Source organism: Microbacterium sp. (genome assembly GCF_036823965.1).
Taxonomy (GTDB): domain Bacteria; phylum Actinomycetota; class Actinomycetes; order Actinomycetales; family Microbacteriaceae; genus Microbacterium.
Genome location: NZ_DAITBE010000002.1, coordinates 339771 through 363375, shown reverse-complemented (window position 1 = coordinate 363375; position 23605 = coordinate 339771). Strand labels below are relative to the sequence as shown.

Below are 23605 nucleotides of genomic sequence, written 5' to 3'. Positions count from 1 at the left end.
CCCCTTCAGTGCGAGCGGCCCCCGTATGTGCAGCACCCAAGGGGGTGGCTCGCACACAAGGGGGCCGGTCGGCAGTGGGCGGGGGTTACTCGACCGTGACCGACTTCGCGAGGTTGCGCGGCTGGTCGACGTCGAGGCCCTTGGCCGTGGCCAGCGCCATCGCGAAGATCTGCAGCGGCACGACCGCGAGCAGCGGCTCGAACATGGCTCCGGCGAGCGGGATGCGGATGACCTCGTCGGCGAACGGCAGCACCGCGGCGTCGCCCTCTTCGGCGATCACGATCACGCGGGCACCGCGGGCGCGGATCTCCTGGATGTTCGAGACGACCTTCGAGTGCACGAGTGCGGAGTGACGGGGCGAGGGCACCAGCACGAACACCGGCTGCCCCGGCTCGATCAGTGCGATCGGACCGTGCTTGAGCTCGCCGGCGGCGAAGCCCTCGGCGTGGATGTAGGAGATCTCCTTGAGCTTCAGCGCACCCTCGAGGGCGATCGGGTAGCCGACGTGGCGGCCGAGGAACAGCACCGAGCGGGTGTCGGCCATCCAACCGGCGAGCTGGGTGACGTGCTCCTGCTCGCTCTCCAGCACCTTCGCGATCTTCTCCGGCAGCGCCGAGAGCTCCTCGACATCGGTCGTGGCGTCGGCGATGGAGCCGCGGACACGGCCCATGTGCAGGCCGAGCAGCAGCAGTGCCGTGATCTGGGCGGAGAACGCCTTCGTCGATGCGACGGCGACCTCGGGGCCGGCGTGCGTGTAGACGACGGCATCCGACTCACGAGGGATCGTCGCACCCTGCGTGTTGCAGATCGAGAGCGTGCGTGCGCCGCGCTCGCGGGCGTACTTGACGGCCATGAGCGTGTCCATCGTCTCGCCGGACTGGCTGATCGAGACGACGAGCGTGTCCTCGCCGATCACCGGGTCGCGGTAGCGGAACTCGTGTGCGAGCTCGACGTCGACCGCGACGCGTGCCCACTGCTCGATCGCGTACTTGCCGACGAGTGCCGCATAGGATGCGGTGCCGCACGCGGTGATGATGACGCGGTTGATCCCGATGAAGAGCTCGTCGAGTCCGTCGAGCTCCGGGATGACGACCTGGCCGTCCTGGATGCGGCCGCGGATCGTGTTCGCGACCGCCTCGGGCTGCTCGGCGACCTCCTTGGCCATGAAGCTCGACCATCCGCCCTTCTCGGCGGCAGCGGAGTCCCACGACACCTCGAACGACTCGGGCTCGACGGGATTGCCCTCGAAGTCGGTGACCGTGACGGCGTCCGGCGTGATGGAGACGATCTGGTCCTGGCCGATCGCGAGGGCGTTGCGCGTGTGCTCGACGAACGCCGCGACGTCGGAGCCGAGGAAGTTCTCGCCCTCGCCGAGGCCGATCACGAGCGGGGAGTTGCGGCGGGCGCCGACCACGAGACCGGGGTGGTCCTGGTGCATCGCGAGCAGCGTGAACGCGCCCTCGAGGCGGTTGACGATGCTGCGGAACGCGAGCTGCAGGTCGCCGCCGTTGCCGGCGTACTCTCGACCGAGCAGTGCTGCCGCCACCTCGGTGTCGGTCTCGCTGCGGAACTGCACGCCATCGGCCAGCAGTTCCTCGCGCAGTGCGGAGAAGTTCTCGATGATGCCGTTGTGGATCACGGCGAGCTTGTCGTCGTCGGCGAGATGCGGGTGGGCGTTGACGTCGGTCGGACCGCCGTGCGTCGCCCAGCGCGTGTGGCCGATGCCGGTCGTGCCGTCGGCGAGCGGCGAATCGGCCAGCGAGTCGCGGAGGACCGCGAGCTTGCCCGCCTTCTTGCGCATGCCGAGCGCTCCGTCGCCGTCGATCACGGCGACGCCCGCGGAGTCGTACCCGCGGTACTCCAGCCGGGCGAGACCGGCGAGAAGGACATCCTGGCTGGGGCGAGGGCCCACGTATCCGACGATTCCACACATGGGATCAAAGATACGGTCGTTTTTTTGCGAGTCGTCCGAACAATAGGACGGACGCCGCGAACGTCTCGGCCCTGAACCGTCGCCGCGTCAGAGCTTGCGCAGCAGCACGGTCTCCACGGTGTGATCCGCTCCCTTGCGCAGCACGAGTCGCGCGCGGTGCTTCGTCGGCATCACGTTCTCGACGAGGTTGGGCATGTTGATCTCGTTCCAGTACCCGAGCGCCGTCGTGACGGCTTCCTCGTCCGTGAGGTGCGCGAAGACGTTGAAGTAGGAGGAGGGATTGCTGAAGGCACCCTGCCGCAGCGCGAGGAAGCGGTCGACGTACCACTTCTCGATGTGCGCGCTGTCGGCGTCGACGAAGATCGAGAAGTCGAAGAGATCGCTCACCGCGACGTCGTTCGGCGCGGCCGGCGGCTGCAGCACGTTCAGCCCCTCGACGATCACGACGTCGGGGCGGCGCACCACGACGTGCGCATCCGGCACGATGTCGTAGCGCATGTGCGAGTAGAAGGGAGCGCGCACCTCGGGTGCGCCGCTCTTGACCTCGGTGAGGAACTCGATCAGCGAGCGACGGTCGTAGGACTCGGGGAAGCCCTTTCGCTCCATGAGTCCGCGGCGCTCCAACTCGGCGTTGGGATACAGGAAGCCGTCGGTCGTGACCAGCTCGACGCGGGGCGTGCCCGGCCAGCGACTCATGAGTTCGCGCAGGAGTCGGGCGATCGTCGACTTGCCGACGGCGACCGACCCGGCCACGCCCACGACGAACGGCGTGGTGGTGTCGTCCTCCTGCAGGAACGAGCTGGTCGCGGCTCCCAGACGCTTGGTCGAGGTCGCGTACAGGCTGAGCAGACGACTCAGCGGCAGGTAGACCTCGCGCACCTCGGTCATGCTCAGGCGGTCGCCGATGCCTCGCACCTCGACGACCTCGGTCTCGCTCAGCGGCTGGTCGAGGCCGGCCGCGAGCCGCGACCATTCCGCACGACCGATCTCACGGTACGGAGACAGCGGCAGCGTGGGGTCGGCGGTGGTCACGCCTCCATCGTAACGGCGGACGAGTAGTGTCATTCCGTGCGCCTCGGAGTCCTCGATATCGGATCGAACACCGTCCATATGCTCGCCGCCGACGTCCGCCCAGGCGGCCGGCCGCTGGCGACGACGAGTGACCGGACGGTGCTGCGCCTGATGCGGTACCTCACACCCGACGGCTCGATCGCCGAAGAGGGTGTGGTCGCGCTGGAGGCGGCTGTGGCTCAGGCCCGCCGCGTCGCCGAGACCGAGCGGGTCGACGCGCTGCTCGCGACCGCCACCAGCGCGGTGCGAGACGCCCGCAACGGCGCGGAGGTGATCGCCAGGATCGAGACTGCGCTCGGGCAGCCGCTGCAGGTGCTCGACGGCGAGACCGAGGCCGAGCTCACCTTCCTCGCGGTGCGGCGCTGGTTCGGCTGGTCGGCCGGACAGATCCTGCTGCTCGACATCGGCGGCGGCTCGCTCGAGATCGCGGCGGGAGCCGAGGAGCTGCCGGATGCCGCGGCATCCGTCCCACTGGGTGCCGGACGGATGACGGTGCAGTTCCTGCCGAACGATCCGCCTGGTGAGGACGACGTCGAGCGGTTGCGTGCCCACGCCACCACGACGCTGCACGGCGTGCTGCCGCAGTTCGCCGCGCTCCCCCGCCCCGATCACGTGGTCGGGTCGTCGAAGGCCATCCGCTCCCTCGCCCGCCTGGTCGGCTATCCGGTTCCCGGCTGGTCGGGAAGCGAACGGATGCTGCTGCCCCGCGCCTCGCTCGGCTCCTGGATCCCGAGGCTCGCCCGTCTCCCTGCATCCGCGCGGCAGGAGCTTCCGGGCATCACCCCCGACCGCACGTTCCAGATCGTCGCCGCCGCCGTCTCCCTGCACACTGCGATGACCCTGCTGCGCGTCGACGAGCTCGAGGTCTCTCCATGGGCGCTGCGAGAAGGAGTGCTGCTGCGCTACATCGAGCAGCTGAGCTGGAGCGGCGAACACTCCTGACGGCGAGCTGCCGCCGGCCGGATCGAACACTCAGACTGGCCCCATAGGCTCGCTCCATGCCCGTGTCCCGCATCCCGACGCTCGCCGTGATCGCCCGCGTGCTGCTGGTCCCGTACGCGATCGGACTGGCCCTGATCGTCTGGCTGCCCGCCTCGATCGCCGGGCGCGTGACCGGGATCGCGTTCCGCCTGGCCCGGTACGTCTCGGAGCACTTCGGCGTCGCACTGTCGACGAGCTACACGGTGTTCGAGTTCCTCGCGAACATCGCGCTCTTCGTGCCGTTCGGGCTGCTGCTCGCCGCCGCCTGGCCCCGACGCAGCCCCTGGCTCATCATCCTGATCGGGTACGCCGTGAGCGCCACGATCGAGCTCGTGCAGACGCTGCTGCCGAGTCGCTTCCCCACGCTGTCCGACGTGATCGCGAACACGCTGGGCACCATCATCGGGTGCGTCGTGGCACGCCTGCTGCTCAGCCTCTCACCGACTCATCGCCGCTTCCGAGCCTCTACGGTGGAGGCATGAGCTTCCCCTTCGACGACGGACCTCCCCCCGGCGTCAGCCGCCGAGAGTGGCGTGAGCGCAACCTCGATGCCACCGCGTCCGAGCCGGAATCACCGCTCGCCGGACTCCTGGGCGACACGATCCCGACGGCGAAGCCGAGCGCACCGCCGACGATCCTCACGGTCTGCACCGGCAACATCTGCCGTTCCCCGATGGGCGAGGTGCTGCTCCGCGCGCGTCTGGAGCCGCTCGGTGTGCGCGTGCACAGTGCCGGCACGCACGCGATGGTCGGCCACGGCATGACGGAGCAGGCGCAGGATCTCGCCGTGCGCGCCGGCGCATCGCCGGAGGCGGCCTCCGCCCACGTGGCGCGCTACCTCGTCGAACCGCTGCTCGCCGAGTCCGATCTCGTGCTCGCCATGTCGCGCGAGCACCGCTCGCACGTCGTGCAGATGATGCCGAGCCGACTGCGGCAGACCTTCACGGCCCGCGAGTTCGCCCGCCTCGCGTCGACGCTCACCGACGACGCCGTTCGTGCGGTGGCCGATGCCGCGGGCGCGGATCCGCGGGCCCGGCTGTCGGCTGCGCTCCGCCTGCTTGGCGACCAGCGCGGTCTCGTACTCGCCGCGGCGGAGGATGACGACGTGATCGACCCGTACCGCCGATCGCAGGCGACGTACGAGGCATCGGCGGCCCAGCTGATCCCTGCCATCGATGAGGTGGAACGGATCGTCAGGGCAGCGCTCGGCTGACGACGCACCGGCATATCGGTCACTCGGGGGCGCGTGCGGCCCCGTATGCTCGTTCTCAATGCCTTCCCGTGCGTGAGTCCTCGGGATATGTGAGGGGAAATCACAGGTGGAACTGAGCGACTACTTCCGTATTCTGCGCGCGCACTGGATCGTGATCCTCGTGGCGACCGTTCTCGGCGCTGGAGCCGCGTTCGGGTGGAGTGCCCTGCAGCCGCGGGTCTACGCGGCCGACACGACCGGCATCGTCACGGCCGTCGGCGGCGACGGGACCTCGGGCGCCGCGCTCGTCGGCAACCAGCTGGCGCAGAGCCGCGTGAAGTCGTACCTGAACCTCGGCTCGTGGCGGGCGGTGGCGGAGCACGCCATCGACGACCTCGGACTCGAGGCGACGCCGGAGTCGCTCGTCTCTCGGGTCTCGGTCACGAATCCGACCGACACCACCGCACTCAAGGTGACCGCGACCGGGTCGACCCCGGAGACCGCGCAGGAACTGGCCGAGGCCTGGATGCGCGGCATGGCCATCGAGATCGAGAAGCTCGAGGGCGGCACCGCGACCTCTCCTGCTGCCGTGAGCCTCATCGTGGGCGATTCGGCGCGCCTGCCCACCTCTCCCTCCTCGCCGAACACCCGGCTGAACCTCATCATCGGCGCGCTCGCCGGCCTCGCGATCGGACTCGTCTACGCCTTCGTGCGCCACACGGTGGACCGGCGAATCCGTCATCCGCGTGACATCGAGCGCGAGACCGGCGTCTCCGTCATCGGCACGCTGCCGCTGGAGAAGACCATGGACGGCGAGCGCCAGGTCATCGACTTCTCGCTCGACACGCAGCACGGGGTCTCGCACCACACGATCGAGTCGATGCGCGAGCTGCGCACGAACCTGCAGTTCATCGACGTCGACAACCCGCCGCGCGTGATCGTCGTGACGAGCTCCGTGCCGGGCGACGGCAAGTCGACCGTGGCAGTGAACCTCGCTTCGAGCCTGGCCGCAGCCGGGCAGTGGGCGATCCTGATCGACTGCGATCTGCGCCGCCCGGTGGTGGCCGACATCTTCGGCATCTCCCGCGACGTCGGCCTGACCGACATCCTCGCCGGCCGTGCAGAGCTGCAGGACGTCGCGCATCGCCCCAACCGCGACGTGCCCCTCGCCGTGCTCGGCGCAGGCCGCATCCCGCCGAACCCGAGCGAGCTGCTCGGCTCGCACCGCATGCAGGACTTCCTCGCGGAGATCAGCAAGACCGCGATCGTCATCCTCGACTCTCCGCCGGTGCTGCCGGTGACGGATGCCGCGGTGCTCGCCGCGAACGCAGACGGAGTGATCGTCGTCGTCTCGTCCGGCAAGACGACCTTCGACATGCTGCAGCGTGCGATCGCCAGCATCCAGCGCACCACCGGCCGCGTGCTCGGCGTCGTGCTGAACAAGGTGCCCCGCAAGGGAGCCGAGTCGGCGTACTACGGACGCGAGTACTACGGAGCCTACGAGCGCTACGGTCGCGAGACCGAGGACGAGGATGCCGCGAAGGCCGATGCCGAACCCGGCGTGCGCCGCCGCGGCCGTCAGGCCTGAGCGACCGCCGGGGTCAGGAGACCGTCGCCGACCAGGTGCCGCACCGCCGCATCCACTGTGGCGGCGGCGTCGATTCCCTCTGGCGCGCCGTGCTCGGCGATCACGGCTGCGACGATCTCGTCGAGCGTGCGGCCCGAAGCCGCAGCCGCCCAGATGGCCGGTCCGATGCCGTCGAGCACACGCAGCGTGGTGCCTTCGACGGAACGCTGCAGCACCGCCACTCGCCCGTCGGCGATCTCGAGCTCATCGACGACCTCGGCGCGGCTGAACACGCCTGTGGCTGGCTCGGCCGTCGGTTCCTCACGGTCCACGGCATCGATGCCATGGACCTCGATCGCAGAGACCTCGGTGCGAAGCAGCTCGGCGATCACGTCGTCGATCGTCGACACCTCGCGATAGTGCACTCGCACCGCTCCCCCGGTCGCCGCCAGGATCGCGTCGATCGTTCGCAGAGGCGCAACGGCATCGCCGAGGTAGCTGGTCTGCGGAGCGAGCAGCTCCAGCGCCGAGACCAGGTCGAGCTGCTCGACCTCCGGCATGTCCGGTCCGTCATCGGCGCGGTCGAGGACGACGATCTTCGCGATGCGGAGCGCGTCTGGCACGGGGCGCCCGCCATCGAGTGACGAGAGGGCGAGCTGCTCCTTGTGCATCCGATCGGGCTGGATCACCGAGAGCGGCTTCCGGTACGGGATCACTCCCCCGTGCTCGTCGATCCCGATCGTCTCGTCGCTGATGTACGCGTAGCGACGGGAGAGGTGCCGAGCGGCGGTGGTCTTGCCCGTGCCGGACGGAGCGCTCAGCACCACGACGTTGCCGCGCTCGTCGGCGAGCCCGGCCGCGTGCAGCATCCAGAGCGCGTCGCCCTTGCGTTCGGCGAGCGCCAGCAGCGTCACGTCGGTCGACAGCATCGCGAGCGCTGCGTCGTCGTCGAGCTCCGGGCGGTCAGTCGCCGTGGCGTCGACGGACCGGTCGCCCTCGTAGACGGCATCCGCCCAGGCCGCGTGCACCCGGTTCCGGAACGACGGGTCGCGGCGCGAGACGTCGATCTCGATCACAGCACCGACCGCGCTGACGAGGAAACGATCAGGCATGTACGTAGCCTAGCCAGCATCCCGATCCAGTCGGACGGGGGGCACCCGTTCGTCACATTCCGCGCAGAACGCACATCTCGCGCAGAGATAGTGCTCACTGCGCGCTTTTTCTCCATTCGATGAAGAAGAAGTTCTCGGACCCCTAGCGTGTCTCCCACGGTGAGGTTCCTGGGGGATTCCGACGACGTTCGTGTCGCCTCTTCGCAGACAGCAGAGACGTCCGCAGCGGTGAGGAGCTACTCGTGATGACCGAAGAATGCCAGACCAGTGGTGCATTTCCCGCTCGCGGTGCGGTCAGGTGGCCGCTGAGCCGTGGTCGCGCTCCCATGCCAGTGGTCCCGCCGAACAGCCACCGGAGGCCGTCTCATATTCTGCACTCTCGGAGTCGGCGAATGATGCCAACCGATATACACATGCGCAGGCTCACAATGCGCAACGACGTGACGGTAGCCTTGCGAACAGCGGCAGTCGCACCGCGAGTCGAGGGGGGCCTCGGTATCGGTCGACTGCTTCGATGTGCGCTGGCATTCCCGGGGAGGAGGAACTCGTGAACCATGCAAAAGCTCGAGTGATCGACGACCGCGATCTCTCCGAGCACGGCATCAGCCGTGTCGGCGATCGCGCCGCGCTCCGCTCTCGCGAGCGCGCCTCCGGTGCCGTCCTGATGCTCTCGGTCAGCGGTTTCTCGACGGAGCTGACGATCGACACGACCGTGGCCTACCCGGACCACTCGGTGTTCGCGTTCGTCGAGACCGAGGCCATGTGGGCGAAGCTCGACGGAGAGCCCTGGGTGCAGACCGAAGGCGGTCTGGTCATCGCACCGAACGGCATCACCCGCCGACTGCGGTGGGCCGGAGCCTGGCGCCTCACCGCAGCGCTCGTACCCAGAACCGCGATCGCGTCGTTCGTGCCTGCGCTGCCGCCGGACGCGACCGTGTACCCCGACCGCCGGCTCCTCGACACCTCGATGCAGCAGTTCATCGGCAATCTGCTCGAAGCCGAAGGCAGAGCGTCCGCGATCGAGCAGTACGCGATCGAACAGCTCGTGATGGAGATGAGCGGCGCCCTGCTGCTCGACCGCATCGGTGCGGTCACCGGCCAAGGGTCGCCGCACGAGGTGCTCCGCGACCGCGCGATCGCCGTGATCGCCCAGCAGTGCGGCGATCCCTCGCTGAACCCCGTCCGCGTGGCTCGCGAAGTGCAGTCGTCACTGCGGCAGCTGCAGCTGGTCTTCTCCGAGGCGGGCAACACCGTCGCCGGCGAGATCCGCCGCCAGCGAGCGCGCCTCGCGCATTCGCTGCTGGTGGACAGCAGGTACGACGTGCTGAGCATCGAGCAGGTCTCGCAACGAGCCGGATTCCACTCTCCGATGAGCCTTCGTCGCGCCCTCGACGAGGCGTACCAGACGACGCCGCGCGCGCTCCGCGCCGGCCGCCAGAGCTGACCTCAGCCCCCTCTCAACGCACGCTGCGCGCAGGATCAGCGCACAGTGCGCGGACTTCGTCCCTTCGCCTGAAAACCCCTTCGTCGCGCCCATAACTTGGCTCTCGAACGAGGCTCCTGGGGGATGCAGACAACGTGTCGCCTCTTCATGACACCGCGGATTTTCCGCATCTGCATCAAGAGGGAGAACATTCGAATGACCGAAGAAGTCCAGAAGAACAAGGGCATTTCGCGCCGCGCTGTCGTCAAGGGCGCAGCCTGGTCCGTCCCCGTCATCGCAGCCGCGGTCGCAACGCCGCTCGCCGCCGCATCCGGCGTCGTCGACGTGGGAGCCTTCGCCCTGAACGGCTCGTGCGGCACGCTCGGCATTCTCGGCCCCGGCTTCACGATCACCGCCGGCGGCACCCAGCCGCTGCCCACCGGCACCACCATCACCATCACGGGTTCCGGTATCGCCAACATCGGTGTGTTCAGCGTCACCGGTGGCACCGCCAACGTCAACGTGCTCTCGGGCACCAGCCGCCAGATCACGCTCACGGCGCCGCTCGCGGCAGGTGCGACGCTCGCCGTCCGCACGACGCTGTCGATCTCGGTCGCGTTCACGCTCAACGCGGCGGCGACGCTGCCCACCGGCTTCTCCGGCACCGGCGCGAAGACCTCTGGAGCGGTGAACTCGACGCTGATCCTCTGCTCGGCCACCTGATCGCACGACACACGCACAGATCCGACAGAACTGTGGAGCGGCCGGACCCCTCGAGGTCCGGCCGCTCTCGTGGCTCAGAATGAAGACACCATGATCGCGTTCTCCGTCCCGCTCGCGCTGTTCCTCGCGGCGGTCTTCGCCGTGAGCGCGATCGGCAAGCTGCGATCCTCTGATCGCGGTCGCGCCGGCTTCGACGCACTGCAGATCCGAGTGGCGAACCCGAACGCGGCCGCAGCCGCGCTGATCATCGTCGAAGCCATCGTGGCGATCTCGCTCATCGTCACCACCGGCTGGCTCTTCGTCGCCGCCTCAGGCGCGTCCCTCCTGCTCACGGTCGCCCTGCTGGCGGTCGTCGTGCGCGCACACCGCCTCGGCGTGAACGACGACTGCGGATGCTTCGGCGACTGGTTGCCGGCAGCGATCGGACCCCGTCTCATCACGCGCAACGTCGTGCTCGTCGTGATCGCGGCCGCTCTCCTGCTTTCAGCGTTCCTCACCCAGTCGGTGATGGGCGTGCCTCCAGGCGTGCCTGAGGCGTTCGCCGCCGGCCCCGGGTCGGTCGGCGTCCTCGGGGCGCTGATCGCGCTGCTGCTCATCGCGCTCGCGACCTGGTCGACGGCACGCGCATCGGCCGACGCCTCGGTGGCCTCGGCGCTCACGCACGGAGTCGGCGCCGTGGTCATCCCCTCGTCAGGGCAGATCGTCGACGTACTCGCCCCCAGCACCCGAGCGCGGCTGCTCCTGTTCGTCTCCCCCGGCTGCCACGCGTGCGCGACGGTGCTCACGCACCTGCACCAGGTCGAGGCACAGATCGCGCCGTTCACCGATGTCTACGTGATCCAGAAAGTCATCCACGGAGCGTTGGCCATCGCGCCCGACCACACGCTCCCCGAACGGGTGCAGTTCGCGCTCGACGTCGGCGGATCCCTCGGTGCTGTACTCGACGTGGGCATCGCGCGTCCGGTCGTCGCCCTGATCGGCTCGGACGGGACGCAGGCGGGTCCGCTCGCCCTCGGCAGCGACGAGGCGATCCTGCTCATCGACAGCATCGTGGCACTCGCCGAGACGCCGTCCGCCTGATCCCGGCCGGTCAGCCCCGCGTGGTGCGCCAGCGCTTGCGTCGCCCGGTGGCGAGCCCCATCAGCCATTCGACGGGCCCGGTGCCGATGAACCGCCACCACAGCCAGCCGATCGCGATCATGCCGGGGACGATGATGAGCCAGCCCAGGTACACGTTCTCCGCCGGGCGTCCGTACTCCAGGTTCCACCAGGCGATCACGGCGACGTGCAGCAGATAGAGGCTGAGCGCGAGCTGCCCGCAGGCGCGGATCGGCACGAACACGGCATCCCAGAACCGACGGATGCCGTCGCGCCGCGTCGTCACGGCGAGGACGACCAGGACGTAGACCGCGAAGACCAGGCCGATGTCGTGGAGGGTGTCGAGGTAGTCGCCGGATGCGGAGGCACGCGGCGCCAGACGCTCCCCGACCCACGAGGCCGCATACGCGGCGACCGCCAGCCCCGCGAGCCCCGCGAGGAGGCGGTCCCGGCGGAACCCGTGCCGGAAGAGCAATGCCCCGACGAGGAAGAAGGGAACGAGGTTGATGAGCCGGTACGACGGGCCGGTCAGGATCCAGGCGCCGATCTCACGGACCGCCGGAGGCTGTGTCATCAGCCAGATCGAGGAGCGCGCTGCGGCGACAACCGGTTGGCTGATCACCACGAAGACGGCCGCGATCACGAGTACCGTCCGCGTGCGGAACAGCAGCAGTGGTACGCCGACGATGAGCAGGACCCCGAGGTAGGCCAGGATCACCGCCACCCACGAGCCCCACGTCGCCATCCATACGCCGAACACGATGAGGATGGCAGCGCGGATCGCCTGCTGCAGCAGGGTCGTTCCCACGCTCTTGCTGCGATTCCACACGATCTGCGCCGAGATTCCCATGACCAGGGCGAACAGCGGCGAGGCCACCGCATTCAGCTGCGTCGTCGGGAATTGCACCACCCAGGGAACGTTCGGCAGGAAGGGCGCAGCGTGAGCCACCAGCATCGCGATGATCGCGATGCCCCGGAGCACATCCGGCACGGGCAGACGCTGTGTGGTGGAGCTGCGAGCGCGGGTCGCTGCGGTCGTCGTCACGTGCGGTTCTCCTCCGTGGTCGCCCCAGCGCCTGAAGGTAGTCTGGCAGTTCACGAGGGATTCACACCGCATCTGGAGCCAAGTCGATGAGCGAAGCCGCGCCCCGCCCGACCTGGCGTCGAGTCACCGGGAGCGTCTGGTTCCAGCTCGTGCTCGCGTTCATCGTCGTCGGGCTGCTCCTGACCTTCGTCGCGAAGCCCTACGTGGTGCCAAGCGAGTCCATGCAGGGAACGCTCGAGCCAGGCGATCGAGTGCTCGTGAACCGGCTCGCCTACGTCGGCTCAGAGCCCGCGACCGGCGACATCGTCGTGTTCGACGCCGACGAGTCCTGGGGCGAGCATGCCGCCGGCGACGGCAACTGGTTCAAGAGCGCGGCACGCTGGATCGGCGAGGTGACCGGGTTCGGCCCCTCCGGCGCCCACACGCTCGTGAAGCGCGTGATCGCGGGTCCGGGGCAGACCGTCGAATGCTGCAGCGCCGAGGGCGAGCTCATGATCCACGGCGAGCCCCTGGACGAGCCGTACATCTTCAACGATCCCGCGTTCGTCCCCGGCCGGCTCGACTGCTCGACCACACCGATCTCCGACCGCTGCTTCGCCGCGGTGACGGTTCCGGAAGACTCCTACCTCGTACTGGGCGACAACCGCGGCAACTCCTCGGATTCCGCGATCGGCTGCCGACGGCTCGAGACCGGGGACGACGGATGCTGGCGCTGGATGAAGCGCGAAGACGTCGTCGGCAAGGTCGGGCTCATCCTCTGGCCCGTGGGGCGCTGGGCGGTGCCGTAGCGGTCAGCCGCACCCCGGGGTGTCGATGGTCACCGGCGTCTCCCGCACCATGGGTGTCGTCCAGACGTCGTACGCGCCGTAGTCTGCGCCGACTGTTCCCTCGGCACCCTTCATCGTGACGTTGATGGTCGCGGCCGTCTGCGGCGGCGTGTAGACGCTGAGCCGGATGACCGATCGCCCGAGGTGAGTGCCCTGCGAGACCAGCGTTGCGGGCGCGCCGTCGACGGACCAGGCCTCGATCGTCGCACCGGCCGGCGTGTAGACGACGACATCGGTGGCGATATCACCCGGCGTGTAGAACGGCCCCGTGATGAAATAAGGCAGCCCGGCAGCCTGCTCCGGCGTGATGTTGTTGGCGAACGTGATCGTCTGCTGGAAGGTCGGCGCACCCGTTGCCGTGCACTGGTCGCTCGAGGAGACGACGCTCGCGTCAGCGTAGTAGTCGGTCTTGGCACCGGTCGTGTCGTTGAAGTAGACACCGGCGATCGTCTGCGGGTCGTTGCTCGCGGGAAGCGTGCCTGCGAGCTTGGTCCCGGACAGCATGGACTCGATCTGCTCATTCGACGACCAGATCTTCATCCGCCCCTCATCGGATGCCTGACGCAGTCCATCGAGGAAGGCCATCGGGTTGCTCACGCCCTTCGTGAGAGTGCTGAAGATCTGCGCAGCTGCCGCGGCGAAGAACATGTCCTGCGCTGACCCGTCAGCTCGCACGCCGGGCGTGTGCTCGCCGTAGTTGTAGTACACCTCGTTCAGGAGAAGGGGCACCGCGTTCTCGCTGGTCAAGGTCTCCCCTGTCGCAAGCGGGATCGGCCCCGTCGCGTTCAGCAGGTAACTGAGGGCGACCGGATCCGTCGAGATGACATCGTCGAAGGGCGGAAGACCTTCGTCGGCCCACCAGGCGCGGATGATGTCGACGGAGGTGGGGAAGTCAGGGGTTGCGGTGAGGTTGGGGATCCAGCGGCCGATGATGTCGGAGTAGATGTTCTCCGTCTCCGGGTCGAGCGGGGAGATGCTCTCGGCCCGCGCATTGGCGAACTGCACGCTCGTCGCCTGGGTGGTGAGTTCGATGCGCCCATCTGTCGCGGTGACCAACGCGAGGGCAGCCGGGTTGCCACCGGACGCACGCAGCTCGGAGTTTCCCTGGAACATCAGCAGATAGGTCCGCGTTCCCCCCTCGCCGAGGGCAGCAGGAAGCACGTCGAGAATCGGGGCGAGTGTCCCGAGCGTCTCGTCGACGCCGCTCACGGCGTCGTCGAGCGTGCCGAGCGCGGTGTCGACCTGAGGGATCAACGCGCTCCGATCGGTCGCGTCGATGCGGTCATTGATGGCCGAGAAGGTCGCAGCACCGCCGGACACGACCTCCTCGAGACGGTGCACCGCCGAGAGATCCACCGCGCCGTCGACCGGGCGGAATGCCGCGAGATCGAGGTTCGGCAGGGAATCGACGGCGAAATCGGCGACCTCGTCGATGCTCTCGGCCGCGGTGCGGATCGCGGAGAGGTTCGGACCGAGGAAAGGGATCCACTCCGCGATACGCCAGTCGGCGCCGCTCGTCTGCGCGACCGCCTTCTCGGAGAGCTGCTTGAGCGTGGCGGCGTCCGCGGCGGCACCAGCCGCATCGCCGGAGACGACTTTCGACGGGAGACCGCTCGCGACCGGGACAGCCGGCGTCAATGAGTCACGAACCGTGAGCGCCTTGGATACGGCAATGCCGCCGATGACAAGCGCCGCCGCAAGCAGGGCGATCACGACACTGACGACGATCCAGATGATGCTGCGACGACGGGACCGCCGCCGATCACGTCGGTCCGCGTCATCGCGCAGGCTGGCTCTGGTCTGGTTCGAAGTCGGCATCAGACCTATTCAAGCGCAGTTCCCTGATTATCGCGTGCGCGCAGCTTCCGACCGACACGTCTCATCCTCGGAGCGAGATGCGAGGGGTCTGACAGAATGACGCTTGTGTCTTCTTGGGTTGCGATCTGCTTCGGTGCGCTTGACGTCCGATCGCACGAGCTCGCAGCCGGCACCTTCGAGATCATCGTGACGCCGACCGCTCCAGGCGACCCGCTCATGCTGCATGGTGAGGGCGCCCGTCTCTGGCGGAGGCTCGTTGACGCTCCCGTCGCAGATGCTGATCTGACGGCCGATGAGCGCGACATCGTCGCGGACATGGAGCAGATGGGCATCGCCTCGCGCGACGTCGACCATCATGCTCGCATCCATTGCCTGGCGACTCCGTGGCTCGCGGCGCCGTTGCATGAGCTCGTGTACGCACTGCTTGCGCGCGTCGCACACGACATCGGCGCACGAATCCTGTTCATCAAGGGGCCGACGCTTCACGCGCAGGGTCTTCGCGACCGAGTGCATTCCGGTGACGTGGACTGCTGGGTCGAACCAGGTGCCGAGGCGCGGTTCGCGCGCGCGATGGAGCGGTGGGGCTGGACGCCGGCATTCTCCGCATTCACGGGCACACGTGTGCTGCATTCCCTGACGCTCCGTGCGAGCGAATGGGGGTGCGCCGTCGACGTTCATTCGTGGTTCCCCGGGATCACCGCGGCGCCCGCCGATGCGTTCGAAGGCGCGTATGCGGCGACGGAGCTGAGAGAATTCGGGGGCCTGAAGGTGCGCACCCCGACGACCGAGCTGCACGCCGTGATCAGCGCGCTGAACGAGGTCCGGCCTTTGCGCGGCCAAATGCCGGCACCGGCGAGGGTCGAGGCAGCGGCGAAGATCCTCAGCACAGCCGGCGATTCGTCGATCGACATGGCCGAACGGTTCGGGGCCGGGTACGCACTGGCGGCCGCCCTGCCTCTGGCATTCCCCGATCGGAACCTCGATTACTCGAACGCGCAGGTGCCCCTCGATTGGCGTTGGAGGCTGCAACGCTCCCCGCTCCGGGTCTACTGGGCTGCCCTCAGCATCGTCCCGCTCAGACGACGTCCCCGAGTGATCTTCAGGATTCTGTGGCCGACGGCCGAAAGCCTCCGATCGGGGCCCGTGTCCGAACGAGGGCGCAGTACCGGTCTACGAGCGCTCCGGCTCCAGCGGCTGCGGATCGGTATCCGGCAGATCCGCTCGAGAACGATCCGCTGAACCCGCGCAGGATCGACGACCGCTACGGGCGCCCCATCCCTCGATAGGTCCAGCCGCTGGCACGCCAGCGCACAGGATCCAGTGCATTCCTGCCGTCGATGATGTGCGGCCGAGCGACGAGCGAAGCCACGTCACTCGGATCGAGATCGCGGTATTCCTGCCACTCCGTGACCAGGACGACGAGCTCTGCGTCGCGCAATGCCTCTCGCGACGATGGCACATAGGACAGTTGCGGATGACGGCGACGGGCGTTCTCGATGCCCTCTGGATCGGTCGCGACGACGTCAGCACCGAGTCCCTTCAGCTGCACGGCGACGTCGAGAGCGGGCGAGTCACGGACGTCGTCGGAATTCGGCTTGAAGGAGACGCCGAGGATCACGATCCGACGTTCATTGACCGAACCTCCGAGTGCCTCGACGGCGAGGTCGACGACCCGCTGCCGCTGGCGGAGGTTGATGGCGTCGACCTCGTTCAGGAAAGCGAGCGAGCTCCCCTTCCCGAGCTCTTCCGCGCGCGCCGCGAATGCCCTGATGTCCTTCGGAAGGCACCCTCCGCCGAATCCGACCCCCGCGTTGAGGAATCGTCGGCCGATCCGCGCATCCTGACCGATGGCGTCGGCGAGTGCCGTGATGTCGGCGCCGGCCACATCGGCGATCTCGCTGATGGCGTTGATGAAGCTGATCTTCGTCGCGAGGAAGGCGTTGGCCGAGACCTTCACGAGCTCAGATGTGGCGTAGTCGGTGATGATGCGCGGTGTCCCCGCCGTGATCGCAGATCGATAGACCTCATCCAGGCGCGCGGCGTCGTCACGACCCTGATCTCCCGAGACGACACCGTAGACGAGACGGTCAGGCTCGAGAGTGTCCTTGATCGCAAAGCCCTCGCGAAGGAACTCGGGGTTCCAAGCAAGCGACACCGAACCGTCGTGGTCCGGAAGCCGCGCCGCGAGGCGCTGCGCGGTCCCCACGGGAACAGTGCTCTTTCCGACGATCAACGAGCCCGACTTCGCGACGCCGAGGATCGTCGCGAACGCGGCATCCACGTACGTCAGGTCCGCAGCATGCGAACCCTGCTTCTGCGGGGTGCCTACCGCAAGGAAGTGCACATCAGCATCGGCGACGTCCGTCGGGGAAGTTGTGAACCGGAGCCGGCCGGAAGCCAGCCCGCGATCGAGCAACTGGTCCAGTTCGGGCTCGAAGAAGGGCGCCTTGCCGTCGGAGAGGAGCGCGATCCTCTCCGCATCGACATCGACACCGACGACGTCATGGCCGAGTTCCGCCATCGACACCGCGTGCACAGCTCCGAGGTACCCGCATCCGATAACCGAGATCTTCATGAACGTGTCCTCTTCCTCTGGGTCCCCGGTGGGGATGAGCCTGCGTGACTGCTGATCGCGGACGCCCTCGGCCCTTTCAATGTGCGTACTCGAGCCCGTTCGGTCCGGCTGGAACGGCGCCTCGTGAGGCTGCAGCGCGTGCGACGGCGGTCGCGAGCACGATCCGCCCGACGATCCACGGGAAGGCACTCCGAGCGCTCGGAATCCACCTGAGTCACGCTGCCCCTCCCGCATCCGTACACCGTCTGAAAGACTATCGGTCGGCGGGTCGGGCGGCTGTCGTGTGCCCTCTGTCTGCGCGGGATGTGCAGTCCTGCCGCGGTGTGTGGTTCGCAAGCGGATCGAATACGGATACCGAGAGCCGACGGCTAAGCTCGACGCGTGAAGTTCTCCCCGATCGTCCAGCTCTCTGCGTTCGGGCGTGTCTCTCGCTCCGTCTTGATCGTGGCGCTCCTGCTCGGAAGCCTGTTCCCGGCGATCCCGGGATTTCCGATCGCCTTGGTCGCTGCCGTTCTCACGGCGGGTGCGGTCATCTACGAGTTTCTTCGGTGGCTTCCGCGGTTCCATCCCGTCGTACTGGTGCTGCTGCTCTTCGGCGCCGTTGCAATGACAGCCCTGTCCATCGCGCCTTCCTCCGAGTATGGGGAAGACAAGCTGCAGAAATGGCTCACGATCACGCTCATCAGCGCGCTCGCCGCCTCGCTCCTTCGCGATCGTCGTTCTTTCCAGACCTTCGGTGCGGTGTGGATCGTCGCCGCATCAGGTCTCGCGGTCGTGACCCTTCTCGGGTTCGACGGCGGCCGAGCGGACGCCTTCGGGGCCAACCCGATCTGGCTTGCACGCGCGCTGGCGACTGGCATCCTGATCGCGATCTGGCTGTGGTGGAAGAAGTACGCGTCGGCCTGGATGATGTTCGGCGTCATCGCACTCCTCGCCGCCGGTCTTGTTGCGTCCGGCTCCCGCGGACCCGTGCTCGGTGTCATCGCAGGCGTTGTCGTCCTTGCTCTCTTCGCAGGCAGTGGTCGCGTTTGGCGCATCGCACTGATCCTGGTGGGTGGCGTCGGCGCGATCTGGGCCGTACAGGTACTCCCATTCTTCGCCGGCAGCAGGTTCGAGACTCTCCTCTCGGGTGGAACCGCCGATGACGCTGTCAGAACGTACTACTGGGGTCTTTCGCGGGAGATCATCGCCAATAACCCCGAAGGGGTGGGATTCGGGAACTGGAATGCTGCCGCCGGCTATCCGCGGCACCTCTGGCCTCACAACCTGTTCCTTGAGATCTTCGCCGAGATGGGCACGCTGGTCGGGGCCATCACGGTGGTCGTGGTTCTGATCGTCGCCGTGCGTCTGCTCGTCCGCGCGCCGAAGGATCCGATCGCGCTGCTGGTTTTCGCGCTGCTCGCCGCCGAGCTGGTCAGCGTGAATCTCTCCGGCGACTTGAACGCGCGCACGTTCTGGTTCCTCCTCACCGCAGGTTTCCTCGTGACGACGACATTCGTCATCGACAGCCCGATGAAGATCAAGCGGTCGCTGCGCAAGAAACAGCAGAGGCTGGAGAGCGTCCGCGAACCCGCCCTCACCTGACGTGGGCGAACTCGTCGCGAACCGACTCAGGGCTTGCGGATGAGGCGCCACACCGCGATCAGTGTGAACGCGTACCCGAATGCGGTCCCGATCGCGAACCCGAGCACGCTGAGCAGCACGTCACCGGTCACGAGCTGAGCGATGAACGCGCCGGCAAGTGAGACTGCCAGCCGGACGACCTGCACAACAAGCAGCAAGCGCTCGCGTCCGAGCATCACGAACACCGACATCACCGGTGACAGCAGGAGTTGCAGGCCGATCGGAAGCGCGAGCAGCGCGATCACCGGGCCGACATCGGCCCATCCGGGACCGAACACGATCGGCGCCAGCAGCGGTCCGAAAACCGCGAGTCCGACCGTCGCCAACAGGGCGATGGGCAGCGTGCCGCGGATCTGGTGGAGGATCTCGCGCCTGGCCTCACCTTCGCCTGATCGCAGCACCGCTGCGATCTTCGCCTGTGAGTACTGCGACAGACCTTGGCTGAGGAAGGCGACAGGGGCGCTCGCGCTGCGCTGAGCCACACCGACCGCACCAGCCGCCGCCGCTCCGAACCCAGCGGTCACGTACACCGTGAGTCCTTGCAAGGAGGCAGATGACACCAACCCGGAAAGCACGGAGTAGATCGCTCGACTCCCGGTCCACGGCACGTCCTCCGCCTGGTCAGCTGCGGCTGTGACGTCGGCTTCCGCACGGCGTCGCGTCAGCAGGATCGCCGCTGCGCGACCGATCAGAATCGAGAGCGCCAGCAGGAAGATGTTCGGAACGGTCAGAGCGACGAGAATCTGCAGTCCTGCCGTGAGCAGCCCCGCGAGCAAGTTGCGCACCGCCAGCCGATGCATCGCCCCCTGCCGGACCAGCAACGCATTGTCGACGACGGTCCATGCATACGCCACCATGACAAGACCGGACATCAGCGCGATCTGCCCCGCATCATGCTCCCCGAGCAGAGCGAGCACAGCGAAGAGTGCGACGGCGAGCACCCCGCAGATCACCTGCGACCATGTCGAGAACCGAACGAGGCGTCGAAGTTCACCGTGCCCGCGCACTGCGGGGAGTACGAACTCCAGCCGCAGTGAAGCGACCGGCTGCAAGATCACACCGATCGCGAAGGCCGCCTGGTAGAGGCCCATGGGCGTGGGATCGAGAATCCTGGTCAGCAGCGGCAGCGTGGCGACAGTCGCGAGCTGTCCTGCGGCTTGCCCACCGACGACCAGCCATCGCTCACGACTCATCTCGCCTCACCGTCGCCCCGTGACGAATGCATCAGCGCAGTTCCGCCGCCGCAAGTTCTTCGCGGACAGCATCGACGCGGGCTCGGGCCTCACGGACGCGCGCGGTCGAGGCCGCCGACAGCTCATCGACGCGGGCGTCGTCGAGCGTGTCGATCAGCTCGACGACCGAAGAATCCCCTGGGCCGACGTCAACCGCCCCGATGACCTCGAAGTGATTCGTCACCTTCACGGTCGTCGCCTCGCACCACCCGAGCGGAATCGCACCCTCGGTCGCCGCGATCACCAAGCCGTGGAGCCGGTCCGACAGTGCAAGGACCGACCGCGAATACGCTTCCCTGACCCGTTGCTCCTGCGCCCAGTGATTGCCATCTCCCCAGCCGACGAGCTCCGCACCCAGCCGATCGGCAACCCGCCGCATCAGTGCGTCGTCGTCCTGCACCTGCACGATGCATACGATCTCACGGTCCAGTCGGCGCGCAAGGCGATCGACCGCATCGAGCCACTCTTCGGATGGTTCGCGGCGATCACCTCGCAGAGAGACGGCGATCTTGTGCCGGGAAGTCGGGTCCACAGCGTCGAGCGCAGGTGCGGACTCGCCACCTGGACCGATGCCGAAGCCCCAGTCCGGCATCGTCCGCCCCCGCCCCATGAGCGGCGTCGATGTGACATCGCGCCATCGCAGATCCGCGGCTGCCTTGGCGAGCGCATCGAACGGCCACATGAAGTACTTCCGTCGGTTCTTCACGCCCGCACCGGCCCAAATGATCCGCGAGCCCTTCGCGCGGGCCAGGATGAGAGCTGGCGCCAGAGCCACCAGTCCGAAGAAGTACGCCTTCGTGACCCCGAACTCGCCGGCATTGAAGGCGAAGGTGGGCCGGCCGCGCAGCGCTGCGATCGTGAACTCCCATGCCCATGCCCGGAACGATGGCGCGCTCTCGTCCTCGGAGATCCGCAGCCCGGCAGCGTAGCCGGAAGCTGGGGCACCGGACCAGACCCTGATCGGGCCGACTCCGCGATACAGATCGGCGAGGGGCCGACGCAGCATCGAATCGCCGACGTTGCGCACATGCCCTGTCAGCCACAGGAACGTCGGTGTCTGTCTGCTCACTCTTGCGCTCATGCTCGCTCCGCTGTCGCACGCTTGATGGCCGCCGCGACTCCCGCGGGGTCCCAGGTCGCCAGGGCCGTCGTCCTCGCTTCCCGATACAGATCGAGGTCGAGGTCACCGACGGCGGCGAACCACCGGCCGACGGCATCCACGATGCCGTCTTCCTCACCGGACGGGAAACGCACGGCATTCACCATCGGCGTCAGCGCTTCGACTTCCGAACCGTTCATCGGATTGTCCGGGACCAGCACCGGAGTCCCGGCTCGCAGCGCATCGATGGCGAGCAGGCCCATATGGAACGGTGAGCAGACGAACGTCGCGGACCGGAAATACTCGTTCAGTTCGTCGGTGTCATAGACCCATCCGTGGAATCGCACCCAGTCCTGGTCGAACTCCGCGCCGAGATCTGCGCGCGCGTCACCGTCGCCGATGAGATCGATGACGAGTCCCGGATGGCGTGCCTTCAGCTTCGCTGCGGCGCGCAGCAGCACGTCGAGGTGCTTGTCGTGGTTGAGTCGCCCCACAAAGAGCAACCGCAGCTGTCCCTCGTGCTGCGCGCTCACGGCGGCGTCCTTGGCCCGAGCAAGCTGGGCAGCGTCGTCCTTCGCATCCAGGACGTCACGGTTGGAGTGGGTCGCGTTGTTGATCACCGTGACCCGCCGCGGAGACAGCCCAAGCTGCGTCGCAGCGACGGCCTCGTTCTCCCCGTAGACGAGCAGACCGGTGGCCAATCGATTCATCGCCTCCTGCACGCGACGCTTCAGCGAGCGATCCCCGAAGCGACCGCACTGGCCCCAGAGGAACGTCCGGCGCCCACTCAGACGACGCGCGACGAGGATCGCCCAGGTGCTCAGCGACAACGTCGCAGGCCCCAGAACAACCGTCCGATATCGGCGAGAACTTGCCCGAGCAACGATGCCGCGGTCCCAGCTCACCGGGCCGAGACGGAAGCTCCGCACGATCTCGAGCCCGTCGATGTCTTCGGCCCCCAGCGCCTTGATGTTCGCGCGCGAGCTGCTGCCTGCCACGAGGTCGAACGTCGGGTCGGGCTGTGCGCGGAGCCCGCTCAGGATTCCCTTGCGGTAGTGCGGGAACGCGAAGTAGTACACAAGCGCTTCAGACATGCGCTGACTCAGACTCCCGTGAGGTCGATCGGTCGGCCGGAAGCGGTCGCCACTCGACCATCACTCGCCGCTCGACAGCAGGCCGAGCCGCCGGCGATGCGAAGGAACGGTTCCGTGGACGAAGTTCACGACGCGCTGCGAGGTGTCATCGATCTGGTAGTCCGCCGGCGTGTAGGGAGGACGCTTCTGCGCGAGCACGACCCGGACGGCCGCGAGCACACGCGCCGGTTCGATGCCGGCCGTGATGATCGCGCCGGTGTCGACGGACTCAGGCCGTTCGATGAAGTCGCGCAGAGTGACGGCGGGGAACCCGAGCAGGCTCGACTCCTCGCTGATCGTGCCGCTGTCCGAGAGCACGAGCTTCGACTCCAACTGCAGCTTGCAGTAGTCGTGGAATCCGAACGGAGGGTGGAAGCGGATGTTCTCGCTCTCCGCGATGCCGAGGCTCTCCAGACGCTTGCGAGTGCGCGGATGCGTGGAGACCAGCACCGGAAGGGCATACTCCTCGCTCAGCGCCTGCAACGCGTCCACTGCCGACCGCAGCCGCGCCGGATTGTCGACGTTCTCCTCGCGGTGCAGGCTGACGAGGAAGTACTCCCCAGGCGTGAGCCCGGCGCGCTCGACGGCGTCGCTCGCCTCGATCTGCTCGCGGTTCTGCTCCAGCACCTCTCGCATCGGCGAACCGGTGAGCAGGATCTTCGACGGGTGCAGCCCCTCGGCGAGCAGGTTGCGACGTGCGTGCTCGGTGTACACGAGGTTGTAGTCGGCCACGTGGTCGACGAGGCGACGGTTGGTCTCTTCCGGCACGTTCTCGTCGAAGGAGCGGTTGCCGGCCTCCATGTGGAAGACCGGAATCTTCATGCGCTTCGCGATGACCGCGGAGATGCAGCTGTTGGTGTCACCCAGCACGAGGAACGCGTCGGGCTGCTCGGCACGCAGCACCTCTTCGGTCTTCGTGAGGATCGACCCGAGCGCAGCGCCCAGCGATGAGACGTCGGCGTTGAGGAAATGGTCGGGACGACGCAGTCCGAGGTCCTCGAAGAACACCTCGTTGAGCTCGTAGTCGTAGTTCTGGCCCGTGTGCACCAGGACCTGATCGGTGTGCTCGTCGAGGAGCTTGATCGTCGCGGACAGGCGGATGATCTCCGGCCTGGTTCCGACGACCGTCATCACCTTGAGTTTGTCGGCCATG

At 67.6% G+C, this 23605-nt stretch carries 20 protein-coding genes; 10 read left to right on the top strand and 10 right to left on the bottom strand.

What is annotated here, in order from left to right:
• Nucleotides 1–85: 85 nt before the first annotated feature.
• Nucleotides 86–1933 (bottom strand): glutamine--fructose-6-phosphate transaminase (isomerizing), encoded by a 1848-nt coding sequence (gene glmS / locus V7Z82_RS06010; protein WP_334149033.1) that lies wholly within the window; start codon nt 1931–1933, stop codon nt 86–88.
• An 87-nt stretch (nt 1934–2020) separates the two neighbouring features.
• On the bottom strand, nt 2021–2998 hold the full coding sequence (gene coaA, locus V7Z82_RS06005; protein ID WP_334149031.1) for a type I pantothenate kinase: 978 nt from the start codon (nt 2996–2998) through the stop codon (nt 2021–2023).
• Between the two features lie 3 nt (nt 2999–3001).
• Between coaA and V7Z82_RS06000 the strand changes: the two genes are divergently transcribed.
• From V7Z82_RS06000 to V7Z82_RS05985, 4 genes are all read left to right on the top strand, one after another.
• The gene (locus V7Z82_RS06000; RefSeq protein ID WP_334149029.1) at nt 3002–3946 is read left to right on the top strand and encodes a Ppx/GppA phosphatase family protein; all 945 of its coding nucleotides are present in this window, start codon (nt 3002–3004) and stop codon (nt 3944–3946) included.
• 56 nt (nt 3947–4002) lie between these two features.
• Complete coding sequence (locus tag V7Z82_RS05995; RefSeq protein WP_334149027.1) at nt 4003–4467, top strand: VanZ family protein; 465 nt, start codon at nt 4003–4005, stop codon at nt 4465–4467.
• On the top strand, nt 4464–5198 hold the full coding sequence (locus V7Z82_RS05990; protein WP_334149025.1) for an arsenate reductase/protein-tyrosine-phosphatase family protein: 735 nt from the start codon (nt 4464–4466) through the stop codon (nt 5196–5198). Before V7Z82_RS05995 ends, V7Z82_RS05990 begins: the two co-directional genes overlap by 4 nt.
• Before the next feature lie 106 nt (nt 5199–5304).
• Entirely contained in the window at nt 5305–6765 is a 1461-nt protein-coding gene (locus tag V7Z82_RS05985; RefSeq protein WP_334149021.1) for a polysaccharide biosynthesis tyrosine autokinase, read from the top strand.
• On the opposite strand, the gene V7Z82_RS05980 is transcribed toward V7Z82_RS05985, so the two are convergent.
• Nucleotides 6756–7856 (bottom strand): PqqD family peptide modification chaperone, encoded by a 1101-nt coding sequence (locus V7Z82_RS05980; RefSeq protein WP_334149019.1) that lies wholly within the window; start codon nt 7854–7856, stop codon nt 6756–6758. The genes V7Z82_RS05985 and V7Z82_RS05980 overlap by 10 nt on opposite strands.
• 547 nt (nt 7857–8403) lie before the next feature.
• Here V7Z82_RS05980 and V7Z82_RS05975 point away from each other — a divergent pair.
• From V7Z82_RS05975 to V7Z82_RS05965, 3 genes are all read left to right on the top strand, one after another.
• Nucleotides 8404–9300 carry a helix-turn-helix domain-containing protein gene (locus V7Z82_RS05975; protein WP_334149017.1) on the top strand — a complete coding sequence of 299 codons (897 nt, stop codon included), beginning with the start codon at nt 8404–8406 and terminating at the stop codon, nt 9298–9300.
• Between the two features lie 195 nt (nt 9301–9495).
• The gene (locus tag V7Z82_RS05970; protein WP_334149015.1) at nt 9496–10002 is read left to right on the top strand and encodes a hypothetical protein; all 507 of its coding nucleotides are present in this window, start codon (nt 9496–9498) and stop codon (nt 10000–10002) included.
• 90 nt (nt 10003–10092) lie between these two features.
• Complete coding sequence (locus V7Z82_RS05965; RefSeq protein ID WP_334149013.1) at nt 10093–11082, top strand: MauE/DoxX family redox-associated membrane protein; 990 nt, start codon at nt 10093–10095, stop codon at nt 11080–11082.
• A 10-nt stretch (nt 11083–11092) separates the two neighbouring features.
• On the opposite strand, the gene V7Z82_RS05960 is transcribed toward V7Z82_RS05965, so the two are convergent.
• Complete coding sequence (locus V7Z82_RS05960) at nt 11093–12145, bottom strand: acyltransferase family protein (protein ID WP_334149011.1); 1053 nt, start codon at nt 12143–12145, stop codon at nt 11093–11095.
• Between the two features lie 86 nt (nt 12146–12231).
• On the opposite strand from V7Z82_RS05960, the gene lepB reads away from it, so the two are divergent.
• Nucleotides 12232–12933, top strand: coding sequence for a signal peptidase I (gene lepB / locus V7Z82_RS05955; RefSeq protein ID WP_334149009.1), 702 nt, complete (start codon nt 12232–12234; stop codon nt 12931–12933).
• A gap of 3 nt (nt 12934–12936) precedes the next feature.
• Here lepB and V7Z82_RS05950 read toward each other — a convergent pair whose 3' ends face one another.
• A complete protein-coding gene (locus V7Z82_RS05950) occupies nt 12937–14790 on the bottom strand; it encodes a DUF4012 domain-containing protein (RefSeq protein WP_334149008.1) in 1854 nt (617 codons plus the stop codon).
• Nucleotides 14791–14976: 186 nt separating this feature from the next.
• Here V7Z82_RS05950 and V7Z82_RS05945 point away from each other — a divergent pair, with 186 nt between their 5' ends.
• A complete protein-coding gene (locus tag V7Z82_RS05945) occupies nt 14977–16029 on the top strand; it encodes a hypothetical protein (protein WP_334149006.1) in 1053 nt (350 codons plus the stop codon).
• A gap of 22 nt (nt 16030–16051) precedes the next feature.
• Here V7Z82_RS05945 and V7Z82_RS05940 read toward each other — a convergent pair whose 3' ends face one another.
• The gene (locus V7Z82_RS05940) at nt 16052–17365 is read right to left on the bottom strand and encodes a UDP-glucose dehydrogenase family protein (protein ID WP_334149004.1); all 1314 of its coding nucleotides are present in this window, start codon (nt 17363–17365) and stop codon (nt 16052–16054) included.
• 381 nt (nt 17366–17746) lie between these two features.
• Between V7Z82_RS05940 and V7Z82_RS05935 the strand changes: the two genes are divergently transcribed.
• Nucleotides 17747–18949, top strand: a complete 1203-nt coding sequence (locus tag V7Z82_RS05935; RefSeq protein ID WP_334149002.1) for an O-antigen ligase family protein — start codon at nt 17747–17749, stop codon at nt 18947–18949.
• Between the two features lie 26 nt (nt 18950–18975).
• Here V7Z82_RS05935 and V7Z82_RS05930 read toward each other — a convergent pair whose 3' ends face one another.
• Genes V7Z82_RS05930 through wecB form a run of 4 tightly spaced genes read right to left on the bottom strand, consistent with a single transcriptional unit; the run spans nt 18976 to nt 23604 of the window.
• Complete coding sequence (locus tag V7Z82_RS05930) at nt 18976–20181, bottom strand: lipopolysaccharide biosynthesis protein (RefSeq protein WP_334148999.1); 1206 nt, start codon at nt 20179–20181, stop codon at nt 18976–18978.
• A gap of 31 nt (nt 20182–20212) precedes the next feature.
• Nucleotides 20213–21289: a hypothetical protein gene (locus tag V7Z82_RS05925; protein ID WP_334148997.1), complete on the bottom strand. Its 1077-nt coding sequence runs from the start codon at nt 21287–21289 to the stop codon at nt 20213–20215.
• 8 nt (nt 21290–21297) lie between these two features.
• On the bottom strand, nt 21298–22413 hold the full coding sequence (locus V7Z82_RS05920) for a glycosyltransferase (protein WP_334148995.1): 1116 nt from the start codon (nt 22411–22413) through the stop codon (nt 21298–21300).
• A 60-nt stretch (nt 22414–22473) separates the two neighbouring features.
• Complete coding sequence (wecB, locus tag V7Z82_RS05915; protein ID WP_334148993.1) at nt 22474–23604, bottom strand: non-hydrolyzing UDP-N-acetylglucosamine 2-epimerase; 1131 nt, start codon at nt 23602–23604, stop codon at nt 22474–22476.
• Nucleotide 23605: the final 1 nt, after the last annotated feature.

What these genes read in the sequence shown, in the direction of transcription:
- V7Z82_RS05995 (WP_334149027.1), top strand. Translation starts at nt 4,003, where the DNA reads ATGCCCGTGTCCCGCATCCCGACGCTCGCCGTGATCGCCCGCGTGCTG.
- V7Z82_RS05990 (WP_334149025.1), top strand. Translation starts at nt 4,464, where the DNA reads ATGAGCTTCCCCTTCGACGACGGACCTCCCCCCGGCGTCAGCCGCCGA.
- glmS (WP_334149033.1), bottom strand. Translation starts at nt 1,933, where the DNA reads ATGTGTGGAATCGTCGGATACGTGGGCCCTCGCCCCAGCCAGGATGTC.
- lepB (WP_334149009.1), top strand. Translation starts at nt 12,232, where the DNA reads ATGAGCGAAGCCGCGCCCCGCCCGACCTGGCGTCGAGTCACCGGGAGC.
- coaA (WP_334149031.1), bottom strand. Translation starts at nt 2,998, where the DNA reads ATGACACTACTCGTCCGCCGTTACGATGGAGGCGTGACCACCGCCGAC.
- V7Z82_RS05950 (WP_334149008.1), bottom strand. Translation starts at nt 14,790, where the DNA reads ATGCCGACTTCGAACCAGACCAGAGCCAGCCTGCGCGATGACGCGGAC.
- V7Z82_RS05940 (WP_334149004.1), bottom strand. Translation starts at nt 17,365, where the DNA reads ATGAAGATCTCGGTTATCGGATGCGGGTACCTCGGAGCTGTGCACGCG.
- wecB (WP_334148993.1), bottom strand. Translation starts at nt 23,604, where the DNA reads ATGGCCGACAAACTCAAGGTGATGACGGTCGTCGGAACCAGGCCGGAG.
- V7Z82_RS05920 (WP_334148995.1), bottom strand. Translation starts at nt 22,413, where the DNA reads ATGTCTGAAGCGCTTGTGTACTACTTCGCGTTCCCGCACTACCGCAAG.
- V7Z82_RS05930 (WP_334148999.1), bottom strand. Translation starts at nt 20,181, where the DNA reads ATGAGTCGTGAGCGATGGCTGGTCGTCGGTGGGCAAGCCGCAGGACAG.
- V7Z82_RS05980 (WP_334149019.1), bottom strand. Translation starts at nt 7,856, where the DNA reads ATGCCTGATCGTTTCCTCGTCAGCGCGGTCGGTGCTGTGATCGAGATC.
- V7Z82_RS05970 (WP_334149015.1), top strand. Translation starts at nt 9,496, where the DNA reads ATGACCGAAGAAGTCCAGAAGAACAAGGGCATTTCGCGCCGCGCTGTC.
- V7Z82_RS05965 (WP_334149013.1), top strand. Translation starts at nt 10,093, where the DNA reads ATGATCGCGTTCTCCGTCCCGCTCGCGCTGTTCCTCGCGGCGGTCTTC.